Here is a 15,591-nt window from a genome sequence, read left to right on the forward strand (position 1 = left end):
TCAGTGCTCACCGCACCAGTTACCTCACTACTCCTGCAATTCGTCTGGGTTGCCTCGTATACAGCGAGTCAGTGGTGGTGTTCGGAGTGGCGCGCGATGAGTGCCAGTTCTGCTTCACCGGCCTGTTCGGGGGTCGCGTAGGGCATGTTGGTACCGACGAAGTCCCGTGCCTCACGGAAGTCCATGCCCTGTTCGACAAGCATGTTGACGACGCCGATGTGCATCACGGCTGTTGCGCGCTTGGCGGCCACGCCGGCCACGAACCGGACCTCGTCAGCCAATTGGGCCTCGGTCAGCGTGGTCACCTTCGGGTCTAGATCCACCCGAGCAACCGAGCCATTGAGATACGCCGTGACGGTGACACTGCCCGGTGGATTGATGGCCTGTACCACCGGAACCGGCTCCGCGTCCTCAGCCTCGGCTTCGCTATCGATAACACCGAAGCCGTCGTCCTCGACTTCTTCGGCTTCGTAGTTGGCATAGTCATGGACCGCGTCGAGGCCAGTGCCGTGGTCGACGTCCTCGTTGGTCCGGTAATCCGGGAGAGCGTCGAGGTCGGTTGAACTGTCATCAAAGGCGGGGGTGTCAAAGTCAATAGCGGCGAGGCCATTGTCGTCGATGTCGTCCCAGTCGTCCGGCCCGTGAGGCGTCATACGTCAGTCATACCTGTTCCGGTCTAGCCACTGAATACCCGATCATCGCGGATGCATCTGCTTTCCGAGGTCGGCTCCGGATCGAGCATCGGTGCTCTGATACTGCGTTGCTGCGACATTAAGCTTCTCCGACATGGCGTTGGACACTGACGCCATCGCGGCGCACGCCGCCTCGCGGGCCGCATTTGCCTGGGCCAGTGCAGCGATGCTGGTCACACAGATCACGCCGTGGTTCACCAGCATGGCTTCGCTGACACCGTCGGTAATAGTCGCTCCGACCCTGATGGAGCCTTCCGCAGCGCGTTGGCGGCCGGATAGTTCCAAGACGTAGGGGGCGGTGACTCCGAGTATGCCGTCAGACATCTATCGATCCCTCTCCAGTTCCTGTCGACGTGCCGCCGGACGGGCTCCACGGGGTGGACGTTGTGTTGCCACTTGGTGGCGACATGAATGCTGGTGGCGCTCCGGCCGGCTTGGCCCCCACTGCGACCTCTTGGTAGGCGTTGGCGGCTGTTCGGAACTTCTGCGCGTTGTCCATCGCCAGGTATTGCATCGTCGTAACCGCGCCGAATGCTGGAGGCATCGCTATGCCGACCGCACTAAGTTCGAACGCCATCTGGTTCGCCGGCCCGGTTGGCGGGACCTTCCCGATAACAATTGCTACCGGGATGCAGGCGGTCAGGTAGGTCGCCGCGATGTCGAGGACCATACGTGTTCTCGTGATCTGCTCTGCCTGGTTGGCGATGATGCTCTGTACGTCTGAGTCGATCTCGCCCATCGTCGTGGCACGCTCCTGCTGGCGTTCGTTCTCGCCGGCGTAGGCATTCGCCCCTCTGCCATGCCACAGATCGGTAGGTGTTGCGCTCTTCAAACTGTCGGAGATGGTGTTGAAGTGCTCGGCGCCCTTCCCGAAACGGTCGCCCGTCTCTGGGTCTTCGAAGCCGCACGTCAGTTGCATCGTGTTGATCGCGAGAAGGGCCGCGCCGATGATGGGCGTCCCAAACCCTTGAATCTTTGGCTTCAGTGACTTGTACGAACTGAACTCGGTTGGGGAAACCTTGAATAGCTTTTTAGCGCCATACTCGCCGATCATCTGCGCCCCGCCGATTACATCGGCACCAAGGCCGGCCTGGGCTACCGCCGCATCGACCGGGTCTTCCTCATCCTTGGCGTTCCAGTGTTCATAGGCCCCTTTTCCTGCGAAGGCGACCTCAATGACCTTCTGGACGTGCTCCAGCTTGCTCATTTGCCCCCATTTCCACGACTTGGCAAGCCTAACAGCGTGTTTAGGGGCGTTGGTGCATCAAATTGAGCACTTGGCACAATGTCCCTCGACGCAACCTAGCTAGACTGCGGGAATGCTCGTTCTGGGGGATGCTTTCATGTCGCTGTCGGCACGTAGCTGGCCGGACACTCCCGGAGAAGCATTGGCTCGCTTCATCGCTATATGTCTCTTAATGGCGATAATTCTGCCCTCCGCAGCTGGGCTCTTGTGGTGGTTCAATACGAACCGGCCAGCGGCGTACCGGCGGCGCCTAGAGCAGGGATCGGCGGAGTTCCGTGTCCGTTGGCCCGCTGACCAGCTGGGCTACGCACCCTACGGCGAGTTGGACAAGGAAGCGCAACGGTGTTGGATGATCCTTCTTCTGCTCGAGGAGGGCATGTTGGTCGCCCGCGATAGCGAAAAGCGTGCGAAGGACATTGCCGCCGTGCGGCATTGGATATCCATCGTAGTGGCTGCATTGAACGCAGCTGCTGCCCGTGATCGGCAGGCCGCCGTTGCGGAAGGGTTCAAGTGACATGGGTGCCGACTTCGACCTTGGCTCCTTCATTGAAGGATCCGTTCCCCTTGCAATCATCGGACTAGTAGCGGGAATCGGGGGTACTGCGTTCTTCTTCGGGCTCGATTGGTACAGCAGAAGGTCGTCGTATCGAACCCTCGCCAGGCTGTATACCCACTCATCGGCATTCTGGGCGCGGTGGCCGGGCGATCGTGTCTGGATGGCGCCGTACGGCGAGTTGGTCGCCGAAGCTGACCGATGCAATGAGCTCATCGGATACGTCGGAGAAAAACGAATGAACCTCGGCCTGAAAAGGGGGTCGGCGAAAAAGCAGGCCAAAGCCATACATGCTGAGTTTCGTCAGCAAGTAGAACGCGAAGAAGCCATGTACCAGGGGATTCTCGCCACCCTGCAGAACGCCATGAACTACGCGGTCGCACGAGGCAAGGGTCCACCGCCACCGCCCGGTAGGTCCTGAATCCTCCGGGTGACACGACAATCAGCGGAAGCGTCGACAGCGGCACAATTCGCCACCAACTTCGCCGGACACTTCAGCACCGTGGTCTGTGTGGCCGGTGGCGCAAGACCGCGACCATTTGGGAATTGACGCCCCAAGAACCGATCATAATTTCGGCGTACTTACCGTTTAGCTTCGATCTTTGAGCCCGCCCCAGCATAAGTTATAACGCCAACTAGACTGCCGCCATGCTGGCCGTAGCTGTAGCGATTGGACCGCTGTCTGGGCGTAGTTGGCCTGATACTCCGGAAGAGGCATTGGCCAACCTGATCGCCCTCATCTGCGCCGTCGCCACTGGCGCAGGATTGGTGGTTTTAGTGGGATGGTTCCTCCGGTGGTGGTGCTTCACCAACCGGCCGAGCGCCTACCGTCGACGGTTGGAAAAGCGATCGGCTGAGTTCCGCGCGCGTTGGCCACAGGAGCAACTGGGCTACGCGCCTTACAGTGAGTTGTGCGCGGAAGCGCAACGGTGCTGGGCGTTGGTTTTTGTGCTTGAGGATTCAGACAATCCGAAAGAACAACCACCCGGCGCCGACAGTAGCGATCTTCCTGCATTACATCATTGGATCGACATCGTAATAGCAGCGCTAAACTCGGCCGCTGAGCGCGAGCGACAGCCTGCAACTGGGAGGAATTCCCAGTGATATCTGCTGCTCAATTTGACCTGCGCTCCCAATTTGAAGGGCCAGTTCCCTTTTTGATCACCGTTATTCTGATCATCGGGATCACATGTGCGCTCATATTTTTTGTGGGGGCATGGTATTCCAAGAAGTCGGAATATCAAAAGCGGGCCCGTCTGTATACATTCTCGTCGGCGTTCTGGGCCCGGTGGCCGGGCGAGCGGCTGTGGGTGGCGCCATACCCCGAGCTGGCTGGTGAAGCGGCCCGGTGCGAGGACATCCTCGCAGGAATGGGCTTGACACCGCCGCACTATGAGCACGAACAGAGTGAGCCAGTTATAAAGGCCGAGGATGCACAAAGGGGCGATCAGCGCGTCGACCGCGATGGAGCCAGTTTCCTGGCTAAACGTGGCGTCGTGCTCCAAGCGATGACCCACGCGATTGCACAAGGCAGGGGTCCGCAGTCGCCACCTGGCACGCCGTGAACTGCTGGTGACACCACGATCAGCCCCGGGCAATGTCCCATGCCGTGAAGCCCACCTACTCCATAGGCTCGTCGTCGACCTTGGCACCAAACTTGACGTTGCCGTCCTCGACCGAGTTGGCCGTGACAGTCACGCCATATTTGGTGTCGCCGACAGTCAGCACGCAACGCTGAGTAGCACCGACTTTGGCCGGAAGATCGTCATCACACACGACGGAATCGGCCTTGGAGCCCGCCTGCGCCTCAAGTTTTTGCTTCACGACCTTCGCCAGCTTGTCCTTGTCGACGCCGGCGGTCTTCCCGATCTCGACGTGACCAGAACACGCTCCGAGCAGTCCGGCCGCGACAACCAGCGCCGCCGCGGCAACCACGCGAATATTCAACGTCGCCTTCATGTGTTTCCCCCCTTGATAGGCAATTGCCCACAGTCAACGGGTATCAGGGCCACAGCGACCCTGATACCCCCGACCCGAAAACATCAGTGCAAGCGCAAGTTCCGCAGCAGGTCGTACACGCCGGCGATCCACAGCAGCAGTGGAATCACCGCGGCGATGGCCGCACCGTCGGTCAGCTCCAGAATTCGTTTGGTCACCGGGGACACCCGGCGCACGCCGTCGGTGGCACCGACCGCGATCACTGCAACCAGACCGAGCACCGTGTAGATCGCCAGCACCAGCCAGGCGTTGCCCGGATTCCACAGGCAAAGCCGCACCATCACCCCGGTCGGCACGGCAATCGCAGCCGCCAGCAGCGACCACGAGCACCATCGCTCGGCGTACAGCCGGGACCGGAAGCCACAGATCACGGCCACCAGGGCCGCCACGATCATGCTGTGGATGAAGAAATGCCCTTGCACCACAACCGCAATCGCACCGACCGACAAGATCAGGGCACCAGCCGCAAGGAAACCGATCAGGAGTTGACGGGTCAACAAGCTGCGTTCCTGCAGTCGCGCCGCCGATTCCGGCACCGAGGCGATAATCGCCTTCCATGTGGGCGACGCCTCGTCCACCTCGTCGGGCGTGATCACCGGATCGAGCAGTTCATCGTTGGACACCGACTCACCTGGCGCCGGGATCGGCGGAAGCGCGATACGGGCCACGGCCACAGTGAGTTTGGCGGCGTTGGTCACCACGACCAGCCCGAAGGCGATCGCTCCGGCGGGCACCCATTCGGCGCCGCCATACCCGACGGTGATCGCGGCAGCCGTGACGGCGATCGCCAACACGGCCAGGAATGAGGCGACATCGGCCCGCCGACGTGGCCCACCACGGGTGGCCAAGGTCAACAGCAACACCACCGCACCGGCGCCGGCCAGTTGTGGTGCCCCAAGCGAATCCGCGTCATAGGGCAATGGCACGGCCAGGGCCGCGGCACCGGCCAACACGATCACCGAGGCCAGCAGCAGGCTCTCGGCCAGATCGAAGTTGTCGTAACGATTCTGCGCGGCGAAGCTGCCGCCGAGCAGGCCGAACCCGAACAGTGCGAGCGCCACCGCCCACCACCAGCCTTGGCCTGCGCCGTCCCATGACACCAGCGCCATGACGGTGATGGCAGCGGAAACCACCGGGATGGCCACGCCGACAAAGCGATTCAGCGCCCTGCGGTCGAACACCGGTGACTCGTCGAGCACCGCGATCGCGTCGATCACGTCCTCGACCAGGGGACGGTACCGCTCGGTGCGGCTGACCGACACCAGGGTCAGTAGCGATCCGTCGACCACGCCGGCGTCGTCGAGGGACTCGTCGGCCTTCAACGGCGGAGCGCCCGGACGGGCAAATGCCCACATGCCCTGTTCGGAGAAGTCGAACCCGGCGAGGGTGTCTTTCGGGGTGTCCTCGAGCAAATCGCCGAGCACACTGACGGTCTCGTCGATGTAAGTCTCGATGGGCGCCGCGGCCGGCAACACCAGGTCGGTCAGCCTCTTACCGGTGAGGATGGTGACCCGGGTGGTCGACGGCCGGCCAGGCGCCGTGCTCGAGGGGTCAGCGGCGGCAGTAGTCGCGGTCACCGCCGTTCAAGCCTGTCGAAATCGTCGGACAGGGCGGCGGCCAATTCGGTGATGCGCCGCTGGAACGTGTCGCTGAGCAGGTCGAGCTGAATCTCGGTGCCTTGGGCAATGTGCTTGTCCCACGGCAACACGATGACACGACCGGGGGGCACGTGGCGCTCGAATTGCTGCACCAGATCCTCGACATCCACATTGGGCTTACCCGGCGTCACATGGTTGATCACCACGCAGGACCGGCCGAGCAGATCCTGATATCCGTTCTGGCGCAGCCAGTCCATCGTGATGGCGGCCTGCCGGGCCCCGTCGATCGAGGCGCTGGCCACGATGACCATGCCCGAGACGGTGGAAAGCACACCGCGAGAGGACTTCTGGAACAGCCCCGCCCCGCAGTCGGCCAGCACCAGGTTGTAGTAGCGCGACACCACGGAGGTGGCGCCCTTCCAGTCCTCGTCGTTGAACTCGCGCTGGGCCCCGCTGTAGTCCTCGGACGAGAGCACCTCGAGGTTGGAGCCGTTCATGCTCGTGTAGGCCCGAATGTCGTTGTAGCGGGACAGTTCCTGATCGGCGAGCAGATCGGAGATGGTGGCGGCGGACTGACGTCCGGCCCGGTCGGCCAGGTTGCCGCCGTCCGGGTCAGCGTCGATCGCCAGGATGCGGTCGCCGCGGACCTTGGCCATCGCCGATCCGAGGGCGACGGTGACGGCGGTCTTGCCGACGCCGCCCTTCAGCCCGAACACACCGATCTGGTAGGAGTCGCGGGCGTTGCGCCGGATCCGGTTGTGCAGTTCGAGTTCGTAGATCTCGTCGGGCGACAAACCAAGGTTGATCCGGGTGGTCAGGTAGAGCCAGTGACGCCAGCCGCGCTGCGACGGCATCTTCACCCCGGTCTTCACCCCGACGTGCGAGAGCGCATCGATCGCACGGTGGTTGCCCATCGAGGCGGCCGAGGTGGGGCCGGGCGCGGCCGGGGTCGGAATCGCCTGTCCTGCCCGCCACTGACCGCTGACCTCAGGGTCGATATCGGCGAACTGCGAGGGCGCGGGACCGGGTGCGACGCGGGGCGCCGGACCGGGCATGGACCGGGCCTGCTCGTGCCGCGCACCTTGGCCGAACTGCTGCTGCGGCGCCCGCAGCATGGAGTTCTGCGGCCACTGCGGCGCGGTCGCCGGGGGCTGCGGCATCGGCGCAGGCATCTGCGGCGTGGTTTCCGCGTGCCGCGGCTGTGCGGCAGCCTGAGTCTGTGTGGGTGCGGTGGGAGCCACCGGCACATCCGTGGAACTGGTTTCCCCGACCGGAACGGGCGGTGGCGGCGCGGCTGCGGCGGCCTTCAGGATGGCATCTCTGTCCACGATGGCGGTGGCATCGTCGACCGGTTTACCCGGTTCCGACGAGTGGAAGAGCCGGTCATAGTCGGCCGACATGGGGACCCCTCAGATAGTCAAAACAGATGGTTAGATCTTTACACCCAAGCACAAGTGGTGGGCGGGTTCGGCCTATCCCCGATAGACCGTTTACCCGCCCACCAATGCATGCGTGCGTGTTGCCCGTTAACTAGGCAAACATTCCCGTGACGCCGGCTTCGGTCTGGGACATGGTCTGCCCCGCCTCGCTGATCGTCTGGGCCAGGTTCTGCAGAGCCTGGTTCAGCTCGTTGGAGGTGTTGTCCCAACGGGTCTGCACGGCCTGGTAGGCCTCCGAACCCGAGCCGCCCCACGCCGAGGCGAGCGAGGCCAGCGAGCCCTTGCCCTCGTCCAGCAGCCCGGCGGTGGTGCCGACGGCGCCCTGGATCTCAGCGGAGCCGCCCTCGATGCCGGCGAAATTCCAAACCTGTTCGCTCATGTTTTCAGTCTCCGTTCTTGAAGGTCAGTAGGTCAGATGTTCATCGACGAGGCCAGGTTGCCGGCCTGATCGTCATCGGTGCTGGTGTACTGAGTACCCGAGGTGTGGATGTTGTTCGAGATGTCGTTCAGTTCCTGGATCTGCTTGGCAGCAGCCTCGTGGAACCGTGCCAGCGCCGACTGAGCGGCGGTACCGGCCTGGCCGACCATCTGGGCAGCCAAGGAGCTACCGGTCGACTCGACCTGAGCGATGACGCTCTTGAGCTCACCCGAGATGCGCTCGAAATTAGCAGCCTCCTTGGCGAGGACGGCGGCATCTGTATTCATCTGTGCCATGTTGGATTTCCCCTTATTTTCCCTTTGTCCTCACCAGTGATGATTGGCGAGTCCTCCGGCCGGGTGGCCGGAAAGTCTTTGTGGTGGACGACTTACCAGTCGTCGTCCTCGTCTAGTGATTCGTCGTAGGTGAGTGCAGTCGGTGACACCAACCCGTCCTTCGTGCCGCCGCTCTTCTCTTCTTTGTTCTTGGCCGCGTGCACCGGTGCCCCGCTGCCGCCTCCGGAGCCGCCACCGACCGGCGCCACCGGACCTGCCGCACCCGAGGCCCCGCCGAGGGCCGGCTTGGCCTCACCGCTGATGCCCAACATGCTCGACAACAGCGCAGTCCGCGGCGGAGATCCGAGTGCGCCCGGCAGCGACGCCGCCCGCACCAGACCCGCGCCCGAGGCCGGCCCCGTACCACCGGCCAGCGGATGGTTGGAGAACGGCATCGCCCCGATCAACCCGGACTGCATCCCCTGCTGGCCGCCGCCCATGCCGGCGAACTGACTCACCATCTGAGTCACCTGCTGCAACGGCTGCGTCAGCGTCTGCATCGGCGACTGGAGCATCTGCGGAATCTGTCCCGCCAACTGCCCGGCCTGTTGCCCCATCTGCATGACCATCTGCATGCCCTGCTGCATGGGGTTCTTCTCGGACGGATCCTGCTCCTGCCGTCCGGCGTTCTCACCCTTGCCTGCCGCGCCGACCGCTCGCTGCTCGGCGTGGTTCACCTGGGCGGCGACGTTGCCGGAGACCAGGGCCACCGACTCGATCGTGGCCTTGGCGCTGACGCCCTCGATGATCGCGTTGCGCATCAGCCCTTGGGCCGTCCGCGGCGCCGTCGACGCGAGCGCCGCTGCTGCCGTCGTCTCACCGACCCCGGGCAGCACGATCGGCGTCATCGGCATGATCGGCTCGAACAGCAGGTTCATCGTGGTTTCGGCGTGGTACGCCTCCATCACGGTCGCCGCCAGTGCCCACATCCGCGCATAGTCCATCTCGTTGAGGCCGATCGGCATCGTGTTGATGCCGAGGAAGTTGGTGGCTTCCAGGACCCCGTGGGTGATGTGGTTCTGCTCGATCTCGGGAATTTGCGGTGTCGCCGCCATGGCCGTCGTGTATGACGTCGCCTGCGCACTGGCCTGCAGCGCACGCTTCTGTGCCTGCAGCGCCAGCATGCGCAGCCACACGATCATCGGCGTCGTGGCCGAAACGGCCCGCTCACTGGCCGTCCCGCTCCACACCGACATGAGGGTGTTGAGCGCGGCGGCCAGCTCGTCGGCCTGGGTCTCCAGCAGAAGGGCCAAAGCCTCCCAGCCGCTGGCAGCCTGCAGCATCGGCGCCGGGCCGGCGCCCAGCATCAACCGTCCCGTGTTGACCTCGGGGGGAAACGCCCCCCATGTCGGTATCAAGACCGCTGGAACCGCAACCATGGCTGGATGACCCTATTTCTGACGAATTTGCTCGCGACCTGTTACAGCGTGGTTGCCTGGGCCGCGTCGACCGCGTTGTAGATACCCGCGATCTCCTGGAAGGCAGCGCCCGCCCGGGTGAGTTCCTCCTGGGCGAACGAGTTCGCCGTCAGAGCCTCGACACCCTCGCTCGCGAAGGCCATGGCAGCCAGTGCCGAGACCTCGTCAACACCGGCCGGAACCAGCGCGGTGACGGCCGCGGCAGCGGTCGTGCCACCGGCCAGACCACGGGCTGCGTTTGCGATCACCTGTGCTGCAACAGCTTCGGCGCCTGGGTTGTGCATCAACGGTTGCATTTGCTTGCTCCCCTGTTCGTTTCCAAATGCACGGGGACAAGCACTCAAAGCCGACGTGACAGAAAGTTTGCCAAGCCGTCCAGGAACCTGTCCCCCGATTCCTTTGCTGACGGGCTGCCGCCAGCGTTGCTGAGTGCGTTGTTTAGATACTAACTGCCCTATTGGGGTGCTGCGAACACTTCTTCGTCGGGTGGATCGACATAGGCCGCCTGAATGACCTCCTTGCCGTCCGGACTGACCATGAACGCCTGGCCAGGTGGCCTTTTCTTGACGATGATCTCCCGTGACGGGAAGTCGTTCTTCTCGCCGGACAGGAACAACGTCGGTGAACCGGCGCCGTAGGCGGCACCGACGAATTTGTCCATCGTCGCGCGGTGGGCGAGGCTCATCTGGCACGTCACGATGATGTGCAGGCCGATGTCAGCGGCCGCCGGGAGTAACGGGCCCAACGGCGCCATCGGCGACATCATGCCCGCTGCGGCGGTGATCATGTGCCAGTCGTCGACCAGCAGCACGATGTCCGGACCGCTCCACCACGATCTCGCCCGCAGCTGCGCGGTGGTCAGATCCGGCGGCGGCAACCTCTTCTTCAGGTTGACCGCCAGCGCCTTGATCGACTCCTCGAGCGAGGCGCTGTTGCGGTTGATGGCACCGGCGGCGAGCAGATGCGTCTCGGGCACCGCGTCCAGCAGACCCGACCGGTAGTCGGCCAGCATGAACCTGACCTGGTCCGGGCTGTTGCGGCTGCAGATCGCCTTGGCCACCGCATGGGCGATGGTGGTCTTGCCCGACTTCGGCGCACCGAAGATCAGCTGATGCGGCGTCTGATGCATCTGGTTGTACGCCACCGTGAGGTCCGACTCGCGCACACCCAGCGGCACGTGCCAGCGGGTCCGGTAATCGGAGTCGGGTCCGGGCGGGTTCGGATCGAGCTGATGCAGGTAGATCCGCTCCGGCAGCACGCGCACCTGCGGTGCCTGGTCGGTGTACCGCGACGACACCTCCTGCACGCCCGCCGAGATGGCGTCGACGATGTTGGCGGCACTGTGGATGCCGTCGAGGCGGGGCACCCCGATCATCAGGTGGTGCTTCTCCAGCGAAACCGCCCGGCCGGGACGGTTGGCGGGGATGTCCCGGGTGATCCGGTCGATCTGGGTTTCGTTGACGTCACCGAGGCGAAACTCGATCTTGGTGCCCAGGTAGTCACGCACACGTGACTTGAGCTCGGTCCAGCGCGGTGTGGAGATGATGACGTGCACGCCGTACGCCAGGCCCTGGCCGGCCAGATCCTGCACGGCCGGCTCCAGATCGGGGAATTCCGCCACGAACGCCGGCCAACCATCGATCACCAGGAAGACGTCGCCGAACGGATCCTGGGCGGCCGGGTTCTCGGGATCCTCCCGCATCTCGCGATAGGACGCGATCGATCCCACGCGGTACTGCTTGAACACCTGCTCGCGGGCCCTCAGCACGGCCTTGACCTCGGCCACCACCCGGTTGACCCGGTCCGGTTCGGCGCGGGTGGCCACACCGCCCACGTGGGGCAGGTCCTCCATGTACATCAAGCCACCACCACCGAGATCGATGCAGTAGAACTGCACCTGCCGCGGCGTGTGGGTGGCGGCCGCCGAGAGCATCAGCGTCTGCAGGAAGGTCGATTTACCCGTCTGCGGGGCACCACCGATCGCGATGTTGCCGCCCGCCGCGGAGACGTCGACGCCCCAGATGTCCTGTCGGTGCCGACGCGGCTCGTCCATGATCCCCAGTGCAAACCGCAGCGGCTTGCGCTGGTAGTCACGCTCGATCAGCTCGTTGACCGGGGTCGGATCGGTCAGCGGGGGCAGCCACATCTTGTACGCGCGGCTCTCACCGGTGCCCAGTTGCCCGAGCACCACCTCACGCAACACCCGGGGCTCAGCATCTGTGGACATCAACTCACCGCCGTATCAAAAATCGGAGTTGTGGTGAACTGGTGGATCCGCACCCGCGTCTGGCGCTTCGCCCGCGGCTTGGCCTCACCGTCCACGGAATCATCCACCTCGGGCACATAGTTGGCACCGGTGTAGAGGGTGCTGAACTTGACCGGATCCTCCATACCGACCCGCAGGAATCCGACACCGCTTTCCTTGTTGGTGATGTACTGCGCCTCGGGCGTGCCGATCACCGCCTTGGACTCGGCAGAGCTGGTGGTACGCAACGCGATTCGGTACGTGAGGTTCGGCTCGAGCTTGTCGATGCGCACACCGCCGGTGTTCAGCGACTGCGTGGCCAGCAACAGGTGCACGCGCAGCGAGCGGCCCACACGACAGATGCGGTCGAACAACCCGATGAAGTCGGGATGGTTCTGCAGGAGCTCGGCGAACTCGTCGACCACCACGAACAACGTCGGCAACGGCGGAAGGTCCGCACCGCGCTCGCGGTGCTTCTCGTACTCGGCCACACCCGAGAGCGCGCCGGCGGCCCCCACCTGCATACCGGCCTGACGCAGGATCTGCTGGCGGCGGTCGAGCTCACCGGTGAGCACCTCGCCCATACGTCCGACGAGCTCGGCTTCCTCTTCCATATTGGTGACGACGGCCGCGGTGTGCGGCAGCTTCTCCATACCCAGGAAGGTCGAACCGCCCTTGAAGTCGGTCAGCAGCAGGTTGATCTGATCGGGGTGGTGGGTGGCCACCAGCGACAGGATCATGGTCCGCAGGAACTCCGACTTACCAGAGCCGGTGGTACCGATGAGCATGCCGTGCGGGCCGGCTCCGAACTCGGCGCCTTCCTTGATGTCGAGGGTCATCACCTCGCCGGTCTTGAGCTCGTGACCGAACGGGATCTTGAGCCGGTCACGGTCGGTGTCGGCGAACATCCGCCAGCGCGCCGGGGTGACCTCCTCGACCGACTTCGCACCGACCAGGTGGTGCCACTCTTTCGAGACCTTCTTCTGCACCCGCACGTTCTTGTCGATGATCGTGCCGGTGATCGACCAGCCGGCCAGCTTACGGGCGAGTCGGGTGGCCTGCGCCGGCGTCATCCGGTCGACCACCCGGGTCACCTCGCGGTAGTTCTGGTTGGGCAGTTTGTCGTCGCACGTGGCGTCGGCGTCGACGCGCAGCCGGTAGGCCGAGCCGCGGTGGTTGCCCAGCGTGAGCACCGTGACCCCGGCCCGTCCGTCGACCGGGAAGCCGGCCTTGCCGCCGGTCAGGTCGACCACGATGACGTAGGGACCGCCGGGGGCGGCGTCGGCGCTGTGCGGGCCGCGGGCGGTCAGATCGCTCAACCCGTCGGGACGGGTGTAGACCAGCCGGGTCGGCCCGGCAGCATCGGTGTCGGTCTGGTGCTGGGTGTGCGGCAGCCACTTCAACCACGACCACTTCGGGTCTTCGGGGTTGTCGGTGAGCACCCGGATCTGCAGCAGGTCTGGCGGATGGAACACCGCCAGGTGGCAGATCATCGCGGTCAGCAGTCCCGCCGCACCGTCCGGGTCGCCACCTACGGCGATGGTCGGAAACGTCCGCAGCTGAACGAGTTTGGGGCAGTCGTGGATCAGACCGTGGGTGCGCAGGAACTTCGTCACCCACATGTGGCTGACCGGCTCCAGGTGCGGCTGCGGCGCGCCTTGCGGACCGGCCAGCTCACCACTGGTGTTCGGCTTGAGCAGCCGGTCGACGGCGATCTCGGAACCGATACCGATGCGGGTCGCGGCGTAGAAATCCGAGTTCGCCTGCCGTGACCACTGCCGGTGGGTGCCGATGATCGACAGCAGATCGTCGGGATGCGGTGCGTGGTAACCGAAGAACGACACCTGCGCCGACGCCGACGACGTGACGCGGTTGCGCAGCCCGGCCAGGTACCGCAGGTACTCCTTGCGGTCGGCGTTGATCTCGGGAACTTTCTTGCCACCGGCGCCGCCACCGGACATGAAACCGACGGTGCCCATGATCATCATCAGCGGCATCATCAGCATGTACGGCGACAGCTGCCGCACACCGGTGAAGATCATGATCGCGATCATGCCGAGCATGCAGCCGCCCATGACCCAGGGCATGGCCTTCTGCATGCCTGAGGGCGGGATCTCGATCCCGAGGTCATCCGGTGGGGCGACGTTGATCTCGCCCGGTGTCAGCCGCGGCCCCCGCTTGATCGTCGGGGTGAACTTCTTCGTCGTCATGAGCCTTGCTTACTTTCGACTTTGCGCGGGTTCGGGTCATCCGGAAGCGTGTCGTGCTCGATGAGCGCGGCTTCCTTCGACAGCACCGGGCCTTCCACCAGCAGCCCGACGACCTGCCATGGTGCGTTCACCGCACCGGACAGGCCCAGATTCTTCGCGGCGTCGTCGTTGGCGACGCCGTAGCGCACCCCTTGCGGGTCGATGTAGTAGAGGCTCTCGCCGACCCGGGGATCGGGTGACTGCAACCGGACGAACTGGCCGCCCTCGATGTACACCGTTGCGTCACCGCCGATCTGGTCGATCCCGGTGCCGATCGCCGACGACGGGATCGGCAGCCGACGCCCGGCGATGACGGTGGTCTTCGGCGCCTGATCTCCCGGCTCACGCTGCCAGGCCCAGCACAACACCGGAGCGTCCTGACGCAGCAGGACCTCCAGCGGCTTGTCCGGGAGCGGCGAGACATACACCTGCTCGGGGATCTTGGCGACGACGCTGGCTTCCACGGCCGGCGGCTGCAACAGCCCGTAGGAGTTGGTGGCGCGCAACGCCGCGGCCGTGGTGTCGTTGACCCGGGCCACACCGTCCGGCAACACCACATAGTGCTGCGGCTCGGATTCGGTGGCCGTCCGGAACACCGAACCGATCACCAGATTCGCCGGCAGCCCAACGGTATTGGGCGCACCGGCGGCCGGGATCATCGGCAGCTGCCAGGGCCCCATGTTGGCCAACGCGTTGAACAGGCCCTCCGACACCGGGGTGGCCTTCGCGGTGACCGGGATACCCACCGCGGAACTCACCGCCCGGTCGGCCAGGTCGATGCTGTGCCGCCCCTCCGCGGTCACCAGCCAGTTGGCTCCCTCGAACGACACCAGCATGGCCTGGTTCTCGCGCATCGGGCCGACCGCCATATCGGTGGCCAGAGACCGGATCAGCACCGACGTCTCCACCTTCGGTGCGGCACTGTCCGGCTTGGCGACGGTGTCACACAGGGACCAGCGCGACGCCGGGGTGCCGGTCGGGGTGGCATATGGCGCACCGGGAATGCCGATCGGCTGTCCCTTGGGCAGCCGATTGAGCTCCTCGGACTTCACCGCCGACGGATTTCCGGAGTTGCCGAGCGCCAACCGGGCCGAGGTCAGGTTGTACACCGGGCGCAACAGGTTGCTTCCGGGCAGCATGACGTAGAGCTGATTGGTGGTCCGGTCCACCAGGAGCTGATCGGTGCCCTGCTTGCCCAGCGGCTTGAAATACGCCATCAGTGCCGCGCCCAGGCAGATCAGTACCGAAACCACGATCCCGGCGAATACCGCACGGCTGTAGAACTGCAGTGGATCGTCGAACATCCGGGTATCCCGGCGCACGATCGCGTGCTCGACGCGGCGCAGCAGAAAACGCCAGCCGCTGACCTGGACCTTGGTGGTGAGCCGGAAGCCTGCCAT

General features: G+C 64.5%; 17 protein-coding genes. 4 read left to right on the forward strand and 13 right to left on the reverse strand.

The features are described 5' to 3' along the window. Positions 1–68: 68 nt before the first annotated feature. From A5740_RS28435 to A5740_RS17035, 3 genes are read right to left on the reverse strand one after another with little or no spacing between them, the layout of a single operon-like run. Positions 69–653 carry a hypothetical protein gene (locus A5740_RS28435; RefSeq protein WP_139335178.1) on the reverse strand — a complete coding sequence of 195 codons (585 nt, stop codon included), beginning with the start codon at positions 651–653 and terminating at the stop codon, positions 69–71. A 42-nt stretch (positions 654–695) separates the two neighbouring features. Further along, positions 696–1,016 carry a type VII secretion target gene (locus A5740_RS17030; protein ID WP_076195792.1) on the reverse strand — a complete coding sequence of 107 codons (321 nt, stop codon included), beginning with the start codon at positions 1,014–1,016 and terminating at the stop codon, positions 696–698. Next, the gene (locus A5740_RS17035; RefSeq protein WP_076195794.1) at positions 1,009–1,899 is read right to left on the reverse strand and encodes an EspA/EspE family type VII secretion system effector; all 891 of its coding nucleotides are present in this window, start codon (positions 1,897–1,899) and stop codon (positions 1,009–1,011) included. Before A5740_RS17035 ends, A5740_RS17030 begins: the two co-directional genes overlap by 8 nt. 112 nt (positions 1,900–2,011) lie before the next feature. On the opposite strand from A5740_RS17035, the gene A5740_RS17040 reads away from it, so the two are divergent. From A5740_RS17040 to A5740_RS17050, 4 genes are all read left to right on the forward strand, one after another. After that, a complete protein-coding gene (locus A5740_RS17040) occupies positions 2,012–2,452 on the forward strand; it encodes a hypothetical protein (RefSeq protein ID WP_076195796.1) in 441 nt (146 codons plus the stop codon). 1 nt (position 2,453) lies between these two features. After that, the gene (locus tag A5740_RS17045) at positions 2,454–2,912 is read left to right on the forward strand and encodes a hypothetical protein (RefSeq protein WP_076195798.1); all 459 of its coding nucleotides are present in this window, start codon (positions 2,454–2,456) and stop codon (positions 2,910–2,912) included. Between the two features lie 227 nt (positions 2,913–3,139). Further along, positions 3,140–3,595: a hypothetical protein gene (locus tag A5740_RS28440; protein ID WP_139335179.1), complete on the forward strand. Its 456-nt coding sequence runs from the start codon at positions 3,140–3,142 to the stop codon at positions 3,593–3,595. Next, positions 3,592–4,056, forward strand: coding sequence for a hypothetical protein (locus tag A5740_RS17050; RefSeq protein ID WP_139335180.1), 465 nt, complete (start codon positions 3,592–3,594; stop codon positions 4,054–4,056). Before A5740_RS28440 ends, A5740_RS17050 begins: the two co-directional genes overlap by 4 nt. 55 nt (positions 4,057–4,111) lie before the next feature. Here the strand turns inward: A5740_RS17050 and A5740_RS17055 are convergent, their stop codons facing one another. The 10 genes from A5740_RS17055 to eccB form a co-directional block, all read right to left on the reverse strand. Continuing rightward, positions 4,112–4,450 (reverse strand): DUF4333 domain-containing protein, encoded by a 339-nt coding sequence (locus A5740_RS17055; RefSeq protein ID WP_076195802.1) that lies wholly within the window; start codon positions 4,448–4,450, stop codon positions 4,112–4,114. An 83-nt stretch (positions 4,451–4,533) separates the two neighbouring features. Next, positions 4,534–6,066 (reverse strand): type VII secretion integral membrane protein EccD, encoded by a 1,533-nt coding sequence (gene eccD, locus A5740_RS17060; RefSeq protein ID WP_076195804.1) that lies wholly within the window; start codon positions 6,064–6,066, stop codon positions 4,534–4,536. Next, positions 6,063–7,487: a MinD/ParA family protein gene (locus tag A5740_RS17065; RefSeq protein ID WP_076195806.1), complete on the reverse strand. Its 1,425-nt coding sequence runs from the start codon at positions 7,485–7,487 to the stop codon at positions 6,063–6,065. The genes eccD and A5740_RS17065 overlap by 4 nt, the downstream gene beginning before the upstream one ends. Positions 7,488–7,617: 130 nt before the next feature. Beyond that, positions 7,618–7,905 (reverse strand): WXG100 family type VII secretion target, encoded by a 288-nt coding sequence (locus A5740_RS17070; RefSeq protein WP_076195808.1) that lies wholly within the window; start codon positions 7,903–7,905, stop codon positions 7,618–7,620. 32 nt (positions 7,906–7,937) lie between these two features. Next, positions 7,938–8,240, reverse strand: coding sequence for a WXG100 family type VII secretion target (locus A5740_RS17075; RefSeq protein ID WP_076195810.1), 303 nt, complete (start codon positions 8,238–8,240; stop codon positions 7,938–7,940). A gap of 92 nt (positions 8,241–8,332) precedes the next feature. Continuing rightward, complete coding sequence (locus A5740_RS17080; RefSeq protein WP_076195812.1) at positions 8,333–9,658, reverse strand: PPE family protein; 1,326 nt, start codon at positions 9,656–9,658, stop codon at positions 8,333–8,335. 41 nt (positions 9,659–9,699) lie between these two features. Next, positions 9,700–9,993 carry a PE family protein gene (locus A5740_RS17085; RefSeq protein ID WP_076195814.1) on the reverse strand — a complete coding sequence of 98 codons (294 nt, stop codon included), beginning with the start codon at positions 9,991–9,993 and terminating at the stop codon, positions 9,700–9,702. A gap of 158 nt (positions 9,994–10,151) precedes the next feature. Further along, positions 10,152–11,924 (reverse strand): type VII secretion protein EccCb, encoded by a 1,773-nt coding sequence (gene eccCb / locus A5740_RS17090; RefSeq protein ID WP_076195816.1) that lies wholly within the window; start codon positions 11,922–11,924, stop codon positions 10,152–10,154. Beyond that, entirely contained in the window at positions 11,924–14,152 is a 2,229-nt protein-coding gene (gene eccCa, locus A5740_RS17095; RefSeq protein ID WP_076195818.1) for a type VII secretion protein EccCa, read from the reverse strand. The genes eccCb and eccCa overlap by 1 nt, the downstream gene beginning before the upstream one ends. Further along, on the reverse strand, positions 14,149–15,591 hold the full coding sequence (eccB, locus tag A5740_RS17100) for a type VII secretion protein EccB (protein WP_076195820.1): 1,443 nt from the start codon (positions 15,589–15,591) through the stop codon (positions 14,149–14,151). The genes eccCa and eccB overlap by 4 nt, the downstream gene beginning before the upstream one ends.

This window comes from Mycobacterium sp. GA-1841 (assembly GCF_001954135.1).
Lineage (GTDB): Bacteria > Actinomycetota > Actinomycetes > Mycobacteriales > Mycobacteriaceae > Mycobacterium.